Raw genomic sequence first — 13039 nt, 5'->3', positions numbered from 1 at the left:
TTTACCTATTGGTCATTAATACTAACCTTTAAGCCTGTTAACACTAACCTCTGAGCCTATTAATGCTAACCTTTTTGAACTTTAATCATTAACATTTGAACTTACGACTTTCTTCCATTGTAGCTGTTTCATGCATTAGGTAGAGGCTAAGAGTCAGCGGTTGGAGGTAGAGGATGGTGCTTCTTTTTCTTTTCTGTGCTGCAAAGGTAAGTAGAATTTTAAAGAAAACATTAGTTTTTCGAGGTGCTGGGATAACAAGTATTGCAAATGGCTCTGTAATAACTTGTGTTACAGAGAGATAAACGAATTAAGACTGAGGAATGATAAGACTGAATGATTTGTTTTTTTGACCTTTGCCTAATGGGATAAAGTTCAATCAATCATATCAATCACAAAATCACAATCACAAAATCACAAAAAGGATTTTCAATGTGTAAAAGGGATTCCTAATATAATATAATACCTTATTAATAAATAATAATATATAATGATATATTATCTACATAAAGAAAAAGCATGATACTACCATAATTGATTTTGTGATTTTGTGATTGTGATTTTGTGATTTTCCTAAATATCATAATAACAAGATAAACATAATGGCGGTACTGTCTTAAAAAAATGTGTAAGCCCATATTTTTCTTATCTTTGTATTTGGAAACTTTAAAATAAAGAAACAATGGAACTTACACAATTACAAATTACATTAAGGTATACGTAGGGTGCGGAGAGCATGAAGCATATCAATCAAAAAGATCACTCAACACTTGAAGACTATTTAAGTCGGGCATATTCGGCACATGAATACGATAATAACGCAGGATCAGATTGGCAATTCGATTCCTATCTACACGTGAAAGGCGGAAAAGATGCATATTCTCATAATCCATTCTAATCAGTTGATGAATGGCAGTGGCTTCTGCGGGGAGAAGGTAATCAGTATGAAGAGGAATACTATGAGTAAATGAAGCAGTGCGTAAGTCAAAGCATACCCCATCATGGTAAGCCTCTAAATTAGGAAAGAAACCTATAAACCGACTTAGACGCATCATAAATACAAGATGGAAATTGGCGTAACTACGCGCTGCACCATCCAACCATTGCAAACTAGCACACACATAATTGTAAAGCTGGAGATTCTGCTGTTCACTTCGTGTAACATGAAATAAGAACTCAGAGAGGAATAGCAAGATAGCCGATTTGATGGGATTAAAAGGAATAGAAGCGTATGGATAAAGAATACGAACCTCCTTTATATGCTGTAAGGAAGTATGCGGTCGATAATCAAACTCAAGCTCTAACAAAGTTAAAGGCTGAAAGTATTGTTTCTTTATCTTTCCTTTGGCAGTCTTAGGTATGCGTGTAATGAACGAAATACGCCCTTCTTGTTCGGTAAACATATCTATAATGAGCGATGCTTCACCAAACTTCATACTACGTAAAACTATGGCTTTTGACTTTAAAATCATATAAATTCTTGTGCAAAAGTACAAAAAGACAACATTATAAGGAAATTTATTCGAGAAAAGTTTGGTAGGTTCGAATAAAAGAAGTACCTTTGCACCCGCAATTCGATATGGTCCCTTCGTCTATCGGTTAGGACGAGAGATTTTCATTCTCTAAAGAGCAGTTCGACTCTGCTAGGGACTACTAGTAAAATAAAAGAAGAACAAAGATGGCAAATCACAAATCATCATTGAAGAGAATCCGTCAGGACAAAGTAAAGACGCTACACAATAGATATTATGCAAAGACTATGCGTAATGCTGTTCGCAAGTTGCGCAATATGACGGATAAGGAAGAGGCTGTAAAGCTCTATCCTGTTGTGCAGAAGATGTTGGATAAGTTGGCAAAGACCAACATTATTCACCAGAATAAGGCAGCTAACCTCAAGTCTGCTCTCTGCAAGCACGTTGCTGCATTAGGATAAAAGAACTTCAGTCATAGCTGAAACGAATAATAGAGCCATAACTCAAATGAGTTATGGCTTTTTTTATAGATAGATTTAATTAGGCTCTTTGATACACCTTCTTAAATGTTTTTAGCAAGTTTTTATTTCCCCATCTAAAGGAAAAATAGTATCTTTGCATACTATAAGAACAATCTAATAAAAATGGCAGAAAATCAAGAAAACGAGAATAATTACTCCGCCAGTAACATCCAAGTGTTAGAGGGATTAGAGGCTGTACGTAAGCGTCCAGCCATGTATATTGGCGACATCAGCGAGAAAGGTCTTCACCACCTGATTAATGAGACTGTCGACAACTCTATCGATGAAGCGATGGCTGGCTACTGTCAAAATATCGAAGTAACTATCAACGAGGATAACTCCATCACGGTTGAAGATGATGGTCGTGGTATCCCTGTTGACGAACATAAGAAACTTCACAAGAGTGCCCTTGAGGTTGTTATGACTGTGCTACACGCTGGTGGTAAATTCGACAAGGGTTCTTATAAAGTCAGTGGAGGTCTACATGGTGTGGGTGTAAGTTGTGTTAACGCCCTTTCCACACACATGATGTCACAGGTGTATCGTGATGGAAAGATTTATCAGCAGGAGTATGAGAAAGGAAAGCCACTCTATCCTGTAAAGGTTGTAGGCGAAACCCAGAAAACAGGTACACGTCAACAATTTTGGCCAGACCCAACGATCTTCACAACAACAGTCTATCAGTGGGACATCGTTGCACGCCGTATGCGTGAGTTAGCTTATCTAAATGCTGGTATTAAGATTACGCTCACTGACCTGCGTCCAGACCCAGAGACGGGCAAGACTCGCACAGAGGTTTTCCATGCTAAGGATGGTTTAAAGGAGTTTGTCCGTTATGTTGATCGTCATCGTCAGCACCTTTTCGATGATGTTATCTATCTCAAGACAGAGAAGCAAAACATTCCTATTGAGGTGGCTGTGATGTATAACACAGATTATACGGAGAACATCCATTCATACGTTAACAATATCAACACCATAGAAGGCGGTACTCACTTACAGGGTTTCCGTGCAGCTTTGACCCGTACACTAAAGGCATACGCTGACAATGACCCACAAATATCTAAGCAAATTGAAAAGGCTAAGATAGAGATAGCAGGTGAGGATTTCCGTGAAGGATTGACAGCTGTTATCGCTATAAAGGTGGCAGAACCACAATTTGAAGGTCAGACAAAAACGAAATTAGGAAACTCCGAAGTAGCAGGTGCAGTACAACAAGCAGTTGGCGAGGCACTCTCTGATTACCTGGAGGAGCACCCTAACGAGGCTAAGATGATATGCAACAAGGTTATCTTAGCAGCTACAGCACGTGTAGCAGCACGCAAGGCACGTGAGAGTGTACAGCGTAAGAACGTGATGAGTGGTGGTGGTCTGCCTGGTAAGCTAGCCGATTGTTCCAACAAAGATCCCAAGGATTGCGAGATATTCCTTGTAGAGGGTGACTCTGCTGGTGGCTCTGCAAAGCAAGGTCGTGACCGTTACACACAAGCCATTTTGCCACTTCGTGGTAAGATTCTGAATGTTGAGAAAGTTCAACGACACCGCGTATTCGAGGCAGAATCAGTTATGAATATCATTCAATCGATTGGTGTTCGATTTGGAGTAGAGAATGAAGGTGACTTCGAAGCCAATATTGATAAGCTCCGTTACGATAAGATTATCATCATGACCGATGCCGATGTCGATGGTTCACACATCGACACGCTGATTATGACGCTATTCTATCGCTATATGCCGAAGGTTATCGAGCAAGGTCATTTGTATATTGCTACCCCACCCCTCTATAAGTGTACTTACAAGAAGGTAAGCGAATATTGCTACACAGAACAGCAGCGACAAGCCTTCTTAGACAAATATGGTAATGGAGTAGAAGATGGTAAAACCATCCATACACAACGTTATAAAGGTCTTGGTGAGATGAATCCTGAGCAACTTTGGGAAACAACAATGGATCCAAAGACACGCCTCTTGAAGCAAGTAACGATAGAGAATGCTGCGGATGCTGATGAAATCTTCTCAATGCTGATGGGAGATGATGTCGAGCCACGTAGAGAGTTTATTGAGAAGAATGCAACTTACGCTAATATCGATGCATAAGCCATTATAAACAATAAATAAATATTACTCCCCTCCTCATGAGATAAGGAGGGGAGTCTTTCTTTTACCCAATAACAACCTAAACAATGAAACGAATCATATTCTGTATATCCTTATTAGCAATTTTTGTCAGTGTTAAGGCACAACAACCGACAATGCGATTATGGTATAACCAACCTGCTCATTTCTTTGAAGAGAGTATTCCCTTAGGTAATGGCAAGTTAGGGGCATTGGTTTATGGTGGTACTCAAAAGGACACAATCTACCTGAATGATATCACTTATTGGACAGGAAAGCCTGTTGATCCAAATGAAGGATTGGGTAAAGCTAAATGGATTCCAGAGATAAGAAAGGCTCTATTTGCTGAGGATTATCGCACTGCTGACTCCTTACAACACTTTGTTCAAGGCGAACAATCAGCCTCTTATCAACCTCTAGGAACATTGAATATCATTAATTTAAACACAGGTGCAGTCTCTAATTATTATAGAGAACTGAACATAGATAGTGCGTTGGCGCATATAAGCTACCAACAGAATGGTATTCAATTCACACGTGAATATTTCGCAACTCATCGTGATAGTCTTATAGCCATACACATTAAAGCTAATCAAGCAGGAGCCATAAACCTCCGCATCCAGCTGACGGCACAGACTCCGCATAAGGTTAAAGCAACGAATAATCAGTTGACTATGACGGGGCATACAACAGGTTCAGAAACAGAGAGCGTACACGCTTGCACGATCGTAAGATTATTACCTCAAGGAGGGAAGGTAATAGCTTCTGATAGCACGCTCACACTAACCAATGCTGATAATGCTACCATATACATTGTCAATGCCACGAGTTTTAATGGTTTCGACAAGCATCCCGTCAAGGATGGGGCAAGCTATATAGACAATGCTGTCAATGCTGCTTGGCACACACAAAACTTCACATATAATGAATTCAAAGACCGACATATAAAGGAATATCAGCAGATTTATAATCGCGTTAAATTACAATTAGGAAATAAGGAATATACGAACAATCTGCCAACGGATCAACTCCTGCGTCGCTATTCATCATCAACAGCACCACTCCCAGAGGCTGCACAACGCTATTTGGAGACTCTCTATTTCCAATTTGGACGCTATCTCCTGCTCTCTTGTTCACGTACGCCGAATATCCCTGCTAATCTTCAAGGATTATGGACACCGCACCTATTCTCACCATGGCGTGGGAATTACACGATGAACATTAACCTCGAAGAGAATTATTGGCCTGCCGATCCAGCTAATATGTCAGAAACTATCCAACCGCTGATTGGCTTTGTCAAAGGTTTGTCGGCAACTGGTAAGCACACTGCACGCAACTTCTATGGCATAAATGAGGGCTGGTGTGCTGCTCATAATAGCGACCCTTGGTGCAAGACTTCTCCCGTTGGAGAAGGAAAGGAAAGTCCCGAATGGGCAAACTGGAATCTCGGTGGTGCCTGGTTGGTCAATGCGCTTTGGGATCATTACCTATATTCACAAGACAAGCAGTTACTTCAAAACACCATATACCCACTTATGGAAGGCTCTAGCAAGTTCTTCCAACAATGGTTGGTTACCAATCCCAACAAACCAAACGAACTGATTACAGCGCCTAGTACTAGCCCTGAGAACGAATATGTAACAGATAAGGGTTACCACGGAACAACCTGTTATGGTGGTACGGCTGACCTAGCCATTATCCGTGAATTATTCATGAATATGCAGCAAGCACGTAAGTCTCTTGGTTTGAAACCTGACAAAGAGATGGATGATAAACTGCATCACTTGCATCCTTACACTGTAGGTTCTCAAGGCGACTTAAACGAATGGTATTACGATTGGAAGGACTATGATATACATCACAGGCACCAGTCGCACCTAATAGGATTATATCCAGGTATGCACTTACAGGCGCTAGCTAAGCAAACGAAAGATTCTACAATCTTAGCCGCAGCACGCCAAACACTCATTCAGAAAGGCGATGAGAGTACAGGATGGAGCACTGGATGGAGAATCAATCTATGGGCACGATTGGGTGATGGGAACCATGCTTACAAAATTTACCAAAACCTTCTTTCATACGTCTCACCCGAAGGGTATCGTGGGAAGGATGCCGTGCATCATGGTGGAACCTACCCTAACCTCTTCGATGCTCACCCACCTTTCCAAATTGATGGCAACTTCGGTGGTACTGCAGGAGTGTGTGAAATGCTGGTGCAAAGTTCGGTTGATATGACGGCTAAGAAGCCTGTTTACAACATCCACCTCCTCCCCGCTCTTCCCGATGCGTGGGCGAATGGAGAGATAAAAGGTATAAGAACGCGCGGTGGTTTAACCATCGACATGAAGTGGGAAAACAAACTTGTAACGTCTTTACAAATAAAAGCCGCTACAGATGTAGACGTCAACATCACTTATAACAATAAGTCTTCAAAAATAAGACTAAAGCCACATGTCCCCATGTCGCTCCGTCTTTAAAGACAGAGTAAGATAAACATATCATTTAGTATCAGATTTTAAAGACATAATAACATAGCAACAAATCGTTTTAATAACAAAATCTAAAGCCATAATGCCTCTAAGTTTGCAGCCAGCAACTTAGAGGCATTATGGCTTCAATTCCTATGTCATTAAAAAATATGTCTCTTTTCTGTCTAAAACCTATGTTATTATCCCCCTCATGTTCGTATGTTACTCTGTCTTCAAAACCCATGTTCTTCTGTCTCACACAAAAGCCTCACCCCGTTAGCTGGGGGGTGAGGCTATACCACGAGAGCGAGAGAACCAAATTAATACACTAGTTTTGAAAGACATTAATTTCACAATTAATATAATCGATTGTCTTATTACAGAACGATCGATACCCTGAATCAATCTAAAAAAGCTCCCGTGGTACTGCCTCCCCAAGCCCCTCCAAAGGAGGGGATGTCCTTAATCTGCTCACATATCTCTAGTTATTTCAAACTATATCCAACAAGGACATCCCCTCCCTTGGAGGGGCTTGGGGAGGCTTCCTTTTGGGGTGGGGTTTCTACCCTGCCACTGGTCCATTCTCTTCTTTATTCTCCTTTTCTTTCGGAGAGGGGGCGGGGGTGAGGCCTTGTTTCCTCCGCGCAGGATTATCCACATCCACCTGCAATTCCTTCAATGCCTTACGCACCGACTCTTTCCAAGTCAATGTCAACTTCGGAGCTTTGAGGCTCTTAGCGCATACGTCCTTCTCGTTTTCTTCCATCTTTGAGGGAACGTTGACACGCAAAGAGAAGATGTCGCCGAGGTCTAAGCCCGTCCCCATGCGCGCACAGTCCGAAATAATGTTACGCAGCGTAATAATCACGTTTCGTGCATCACCTTCTGTTAATGAGGTTTCACGAACAATGCGTTCCAACACCATTTCGGGTGAGATCTTTTGTTGACCTTTCGGTACGGCGATATACACCGTTTTACCCTTCATTTTTCCCATTGTCGCCTTACGTGGCGCAACTTTGAATTCAATCATTTTGATTTGGTTTTTAATTAAACATTAGATTAATATATCAACATCATTTTGATGTCTTTTTCATGTGTTTTATACCCAGCGGTTGGGTCGTCTTGTATCCAACTGCTGGGTAGCATCGTACCCTGCCCGTTGGGTAGCCTCCTACCCATTCGCTGGGTACGATCGTACTTCTTCGCTGGGTACGATTGGAGTTGTTCGCTGGGTACAAAAGTAATCAATAAGTATCCACAAGCCTACTACTTTTGTATGGACAGATACTTTCTTCTGTCCACACAGTAGGGATAGTTTAATACCATAAGATTTACTTACTTTTACCATCCAACTAACTTTTATTTAATCAATCCATTTCTATTCCTTATATCAAGAAATTTCGCTTCCTTATATGAAGACCGTTGCCTTGATATAAGGAAAGAAAACCTATTGATATAAGGAAGACAACTGCCTTGATATAATGAATACAAATACTATCTAACTTAGAATGGGCGGTATTCATCTTCATTGGAAGGACTAAACCGAGTGATTCCTCCATCCTTAGTAGTGCGGAAAATTCTTACTATATTAGCTCTAATAAATAAAATACATACCTGCTTGTCAGAGAGTGTTGTACTTGACCAGAAATCACCAATTATGCTTGGTCCGTAGAATTCTTTCGACCCTGAATAAGAATTATTATATAGACCTAATGTCGGAAGATAAAAATAGTCATTAAGGTTACTTGGTATACCAGTCGGTACACTATTATTTGTATATCCGGGCTCTGGATACGATGTAGCTGTATAATCAGTGCCATTAGGAGCTGCCAGCTTCAAATCAGAGACATTTTTACCATTCTTTGAAGCAATTGCACTCTGTTTCAAGAACCACATTCCTCCAACATATAAATGATCCATTGTTGCCCAAAGTGTAGTATTATCCCAGTAGGGTTCTCCCTTCTCTGCATACCAACACAATTCATTCAAATTTGGACAATCCTTTGCACTATTAGTAGCTATTAAACCATCATTGAAATCGCGTGATGTTCCTCCAGAGACAGTCCCCAAACTTTGAGGAGCATGCGTTGGATCACTTTGTCCATTAACTATCGGCTGGAAACGTAACGCTGTATTTGGATTATTCCATTCATAACCCTTCCAATAAGGATCTACTGCATCCCACATATAATACTCGTTACCATGGTAAACCTTAATTTTTAAATCAGATCTTACAGGAGTGTTCTTTCCTGCATCAAAGGTTACAGAAGGATAGGTCTTCTTGACAGTTCCTGTAACGTTGGTTCCTGCATCGTGGAGGGTATACTCTATCGTTACATTGCTGTAAGTGCCGGGGTTTAGAACCATTGTTGCACCATTCGTTGTATAAGAATAGGCATTAGGAAGTGTGAAATCATTTACATTTAGTTCTACACTGTTAGAAGTGGTTGTGCCATTACTCAACGTTCCGTTATCAGCAAGATCGAATGTACCTGCAAGCTGGTCAGAAGTGTTGTTTGTGTAGACACGTATCTTTTGAATCTTAGCTCCTGGGATAACTCCATTTGCATTATATGGCATGAAGGTTACATACGCAGCCTTATGATTCAGAGTAAAACTGTATTTACCACTACCTGTTGCATCAGCTATACCAAAGTCGCCATCTTCTGCAATATGGGCAGCATCGTTAGGAGTGTTCTGTGTCTGTGAAGCCTTAATGGTTACCTTGTCACTTGCTCCGTTCTTACCTGTATAGCGTACTTTATGTGTAGAACCTGTATAAGTACCGTTTACCCAGAACTTCGCTTTGGCTGTTGTTGTGCTGCCAGGTACTGCTGCAATGCGAGAAGCAATATCATCTTCTGAGCTTTGGTTGTAATTACCACCATCGTCTTTTACCCAAATCTTATCATTTGCGGTCCAATAGAAATCAAGTCCGCTACCTGTATAGGTGGCTGATGTGCGGGTTGAAGGTTCATCCTCTGATGAGAACACAGTTCCAGTCTTTGGTGTGTCCTTACCTGCTGTCTTATCGGTGGCTGTATCATCGCTGGCACAACTGCCAAAGGCGAGTGCGGTCAACAAGAGTGTACCGAAATAAATACTTTTCTTAGTCATTATTATTCTGTTTTTATTTGTTTCTTACTTGGATGGAAAGCCATTGTTTATTCTTCCCATTCTACCTCTTCGTTCTCGTCTTCATCCTCAAAGAAAGAATGTGCTTTGGCGTTTAAGCCACCGCTGTCGCCTGCTGAAGCGTGACCACTGGCACCACCACTGCCAGTACTCTCAAACGATGTGCCTCGCATTAATTCGTCTTCAGCTAGTTCAAGCCACGTGCATTGAGGTGCACAATAGACTTCTCTTTCATTTGTTTTCTCCATTTACCTGATTTTAAAAATAGTTATTATTAATGATTCTCACTTGCTTTACTTCGTGTCACAGAGTTCAAGAGAGGGACGAAAGCATAAGAAGAGTTGTTAAAACAATGAATTATCTCCTCCTCTTGATGCTCTGTGGCACTATGTAAGTTTGATTTTATACTCGAAAAAATTGCTATATTTTGCGTTTTAGCGGTCTTCAAAAAGGGCATAAAAAAGCGAACAAAGGAAACTCCTAGAAGTCCTTTGTTTACAGGGGTTACGGCACGCTTCGCGCGCGCGTATGCGAGAAGAAAAAATGTGTTATTAGACGCTAGGTGCGAATGTGTGTGTGTGTGTGTGTTAGCAAATTATTTGAATTGACCAAAGATAAAGTGCAAAAAGATGCAAAGAATCGGATAATTCTTTGCAGTACTTCGTTCACTTGATATGTCATTGCTAATTGTTTCACGGCGACAAAGGTAAGAAGAATAAATTAACTAGCCAAATAAAATAGGGAAAAAAGCCTCACCCCCGACCCAACCAGCCTCACCCCCAACCCCTCTCCGAATGGAGAGGGGAGTGAATAGTACTGTTTGCTAAGGGGTTATGGGAAGGATTTGCAGTTGATTTATTGGTAATTTATTGGTGATTGGATAGGGTGCCTATCAGGTGTTTACTATATAATAAAGGTGGTTCAAGGAATATGTCATTGAAAATATGTATATTTGCAAACGCAAACAACAGAAGAACATGAATAAGAACATTAATTTAGCTGAGGTCGACGTAGCTCATGCAAAATACGTTTACCCAGCGGGGAAATACATAAACAATGACCTGATATTGTTCGAGGATATGGCTAAAGTGCCCCTCCCTTCGAGATCTTCTCGCATGAAAAGTCTATTTCTAGCACTCTGTACTGACGGTAAAGCGCAATACACAGTAGATACTCATAAGCATGAAGTAAGCGAAGGAGATGTCATTATCATTAGTGAAGGACAAGTTGTCGGAGACTATCAGCTATCCCCAGACTGCAAAGGTATTGCCATTCTTTTGTCGTATAACTTCTTCAACAACATTGTTAGTGGCATCCATGAATTGTCTGCTCTCTTCCTCTTCGCACGTACTCATCCTGTCTTTCATTTAGATAAGCATCAAACGAAGGAACTGGAGAATTATATCTTCCATATCAAAGAGAAAATCATAGATACCCAACATCGTTTCCGCAAGGAACTTGTGATGACAATGCTAAAAGCTCTCATTTACGACATGAGTAACATTATCTATCAGTTCCAACAACTGGAGACAGAGGGGCAAACACGTGCAGAAGTAATCTTTAGAGACTTTATTCAAATGGTTGAAAAGAACTTCCGACATGAGCGTCGTGTCAGTTGGTATGCTAAGAATCTATGTATTACTTCGAAGTATCTATCCGAGACGATTCGAACAATCAGTAAACGAACACCCAGCGATTGGATTGATTCGTATGTAGTACGTGAGCTTTGTGTCATGCTGAAGAATAGTACGATGAGCATAAAGGAAATAGCCGATGAACTTCATTTCGCTAATCAGAGCTTTATGGGTAAATACTTCAAAGAGCATGTAGGAATGAGCCCTTCATTGTTTAGGAAGAGTTGACAAGTGTACAAGTTAATAAGTTGACGAGTTAATACTGGTATCGTCAGGGAAATTACCTAATACAAGTAATAGGTTTACTTGTCTACTTTTCACTTGTCAACTGCTGTGCAACCTCACATAACTCACCATACCATTCAGCTCCAAAACGCCGAGTAAGTGGCTCTTTTAGGAACTTATAAAGGGGAAGATTCAGTTCTTCTCCTTTCTTTCGAGCATCTGCACAGATCTTCCAATGGTGATAATTGATACCACAAGTACCATTCTCAAACTCCTTTACACGGATAGGATATAGCGAACAGGAGATAGGTTTCACAAATTCAATATCACCTTTTCGATACGAACGTTCCAATGCACAGAGGCAACATCCCTTATCGTAACAGGTGAAAACACAATCCTTTCCACCGACAATACTCGTTACTAAGTCGCCTTCCACATCTGTATAAGCAACGCCTTGCTTATCTATAACGGCTTGAGCTGATGCTGACAAATCCCCCCAAACAGTATCTAATACATTCTCAATAGCCATTGTCTCATCCAGAGTCACTGGTGCTCCAGCATCGCCATCTATACAACATTGACCATGACACTTATCTAAATCACAACAGAACTTGACGTTTATGATATCAGGAGAAACTAAGACATTTCCCACCATGAATATATGTTCGTACCTATTACCCATCAACTTATTCTTACCTTAAATCATTACATCTGCAAGCTTCACTACTACCATTCTATCGGTTCAATAGCATGCTCTTTTAAGTATTGGTTACAACGGGAGAACTGGTGTTGGCCAAACCATCCACCTCTATTAGCTGACAAAGGAGAGGGATGAACACTCTCCAAAACAAAGTGTTTATGCGTGTCTATCAATGCTTTCTTACTACGAGCAAAACTTCCCCAAAGCATAAATACCAGATGTTCCCGCCCATCACTAAGAGCTTTAATAGCCGCATCCGTGAACGCTCCCCACCCTAATCCTTGATGACTATTAGCCATGTGCGCACGAACAGTTAACGTGGCATTCAATAAGAGAACACCCTGCTCTTCCCAACGAGTTAAGTCACCAGAAGTCTTTACAGGAACACCTAAGTCGCTTTCAATCTCCTTATATATATTCACCAAAGAAGGTGGAAGTCGCACACCATCAGGTACTGAGAAACTCAAGCCCATTGCTTGTCCGGGTTCATGATAAGGGTCTTGTCCAAGGATAACAACCTTAACCTTATCGAAAGGACAGAGGTCAAAAGCATTAAAAATCAACTTACCTGGAGGATAACACGCATAATGTTTATACTCCTGCTTCACCTGTTCGCTCAGTTGTTGGAAGTAAGGTTTCTCAAACTCACCACCGAGTTTTACACCCCACGAGGGTTCTATCTTTACTTGCATAGCTTTAACTCTTTGCCTGCAAAAGTACTACAAAGTTCTGAGATAACAAAAAGTCGTGCCTTTCGACACGACTTCCTCTA

The 13039-nt window shown here is 40.9% G+C and carries 11 protein-coding genes; 4 read left to right on the top strand and 7 right to left on the bottom strand.

The window, feature by feature from the left end; translation table 11 throughout:
* Positions 1–743 precede the first annotated feature (743 nt).
* Complete coding sequence (recO, locus tag O3603_RS00950; protein WP_371519691.1) at positions 744–1469, bottom strand: DNA repair protein RecO; 726 nt, start codon at positions 1467–1469, stop codon at positions 744–746.
* A gap of 206 nt (positions 1470–1675) precedes the next feature.
* Here recO and rpsT point away from each other — a divergent pair, with 206 nt between their 5' ends.
* From rpsT to O3603_RS00935, 3 genes are all read left to right on the top strand, one after another.
* Entirely contained in the window at positions 1676–1930 is a 255-nt protein-coding gene (gene rpsT / locus O3603_RS00945) for a 30S ribosomal protein S20 (protein WP_009435492.1), read from the top strand.
* A 183-nt stretch (positions 1931–2113) separates the two neighbouring features.
* Entirely contained in the window at positions 2114–4087 is a 1974-nt protein-coding gene (gene gyrB, locus O3603_RS00940; protein WP_273541542.1) for a DNA topoisomerase (ATP-hydrolyzing) subunit B, read from the top strand.
* Between the two features lie 86 nt (positions 4088–4173).
* Positions 4174–6582, top strand: coding sequence for a glycoside hydrolase N-terminal domain-containing protein (locus tag O3603_RS00935; protein ID WP_371519688.1), 2409 nt, complete (start codon positions 4174–4176; stop codon positions 6580–6582).
* 553 nt (positions 6583–7135) lie between these two features.
* On the opposite strand, the gene O3603_RS00930 is transcribed toward O3603_RS00935, so the two are convergent.
* The 4 genes from O3603_RS00930 to O3603_RS00915 form a co-directional block, all read right to left on the bottom strand.
* Positions 7136–7603, bottom strand: coding sequence for a DNA-binding protein (locus tag O3603_RS00930; RefSeq protein ID WP_371519685.1), 468 nt, complete (start codon positions 7601–7603; stop codon positions 7136–7138).
* Between the two features lie 29 nt (positions 7604–7632).
* Complete coding sequence (locus tag O3603_RS00925) at positions 7633–7821, bottom strand: hypothetical protein (RefSeq protein ID WP_371519682.1); 189 nt, start codon at positions 7819–7821, stop codon at positions 7633–7635.
* A gap of 255 nt (positions 7822–8076) precedes the next feature.
* Positions 8077–9690, bottom strand: coding sequence for a hypothetical protein (locus O3603_RS00920; RefSeq protein ID WP_371519679.1), 1614 nt, complete (start codon positions 9688–9690; stop codon positions 8077–8079).
* Positions 9691–9737: 47 nt separating this feature from the next.
* A complete protein-coding gene (locus O3603_RS00915) occupies positions 9738–9956 on the bottom strand; it encodes a hypothetical protein (RefSeq protein ID WP_371519675.1) in 219 nt (72 codons plus the stop codon).
* Between the two features lie 729 nt (positions 9957–10685).
* On the opposite strand from O3603_RS00915, the gene O3603_RS00910 reads away from it, so the two are divergent.
* Positions 10686–11570 carry a helix-turn-helix domain-containing protein gene (locus tag O3603_RS00910; RefSeq protein ID WP_371519672.1) on the top strand — a complete coding sequence of 295 codons (885 nt, stop codon included), beginning with the start codon at positions 10686–10688 and terminating at the stop codon, positions 11568–11570.
* An 82-nt stretch (positions 11571–11652) separates the two neighbouring features.
* Here O3603_RS00910 and O3603_RS00905 read toward each other — a convergent pair whose 3' ends face one another.
* Positions 11653–12249 carry a DUF3109 family protein gene (locus tag O3603_RS00905; RefSeq protein WP_371519669.1) on the bottom strand — a complete coding sequence of 199 codons (597 nt, stop codon included), beginning with the start codon at positions 12247–12249 and terminating at the stop codon, positions 11653–11655.
* Between the two features lie 44 nt (positions 12250–12293).
* Complete coding sequence (gene ung / locus O3603_RS00900; RefSeq protein ID WP_311454535.1) at positions 12294–12959, bottom strand: uracil-DNA glycosylase; 666 nt, start codon at positions 12957–12959, stop codon at positions 12294–12296.
* Positions 12960–13039: the final 80 nt, after the last annotated feature.

Origin of the sequence: Prevotella sp. 20925_1_30, from assembly GCF_041433025.1 — a bacterium.
Classification (GTDB): Bacteria; Bacteroidota; Bacteroidia; order Bacteroidales; family Bacteroidaceae; genus Prevotella; species Prevotella vespertina.
Note: the sequence above shows the minus strand (reverse complement) of the source record. Positions and strands in the feature narration are given on the sequence as shown.

Bases quoted from the DNA above. Each gene is read 5' to 3' on its own strand.
- rpsT (WP_009435492.1), top strand. From the start codon at position 1,676: ATGGCAAATCACAAATCATCATTGAAGAGAATCCGTCAGGACAAAGTA.
- recO (WP_371519691.1), bottom strand. From the start codon at position 1,469: ATGATTTTAAAGTCAAAAGCCATAGTTTTACGTAGTATGAAGTTTGGT.
- O3603_RS00910 (WP_371519672.1), top strand. From the start codon at position 10,686: ATGAATAAGAACATTAATTTAGCTGAGGTCGACGTAGCTCATGCAAAA.
- O3603_RS00935 (WP_371519688.1), top strand. From the start codon at position 4,174: ATGAAACGAATCATATTCTGTATATCCTTATTAGCAATTTTTGTCAGT.
- gyrB (WP_273541542.1), top strand. From the start codon at position 2,114: ATGGCAGAAAATCAAGAAAACGAGAATAATTACTCCGCCAGTAACATC.
- O3603_RS00915 (WP_371519675.1), bottom strand. From the start codon at position 9,956: ATGGAGAAAACAAATGAAAGAGAAGTCTATTGTGCACCTCAATGCACG.
- O3603_RS00905 (WP_371519669.1), bottom strand. From the start codon at position 12,249: ATGGGTAATAGGTACGAACATATATTCATGGTGGGAAATGTCTTAGTT.
- O3603_RS00920 (WP_371519679.1), bottom strand. From the start codon at position 9,690: ATGACTAAGAAAAGTATTTATTTCGGTACACTCTTGTTGACCGCACTC.
- O3603_RS00930 (WP_371519685.1), bottom strand. From the start codon at position 7,603: ATGATTGAATTCAAAGTTGCGCCACGTAAGGCGACAATGGGAAAAATG.
- ung (WP_311454535.1), bottom strand. From the start codon at position 12,959: ATGCAAGTAAAGATAGAACCCTCGTGGGGTGTAAAACTCGGTGGTGAG.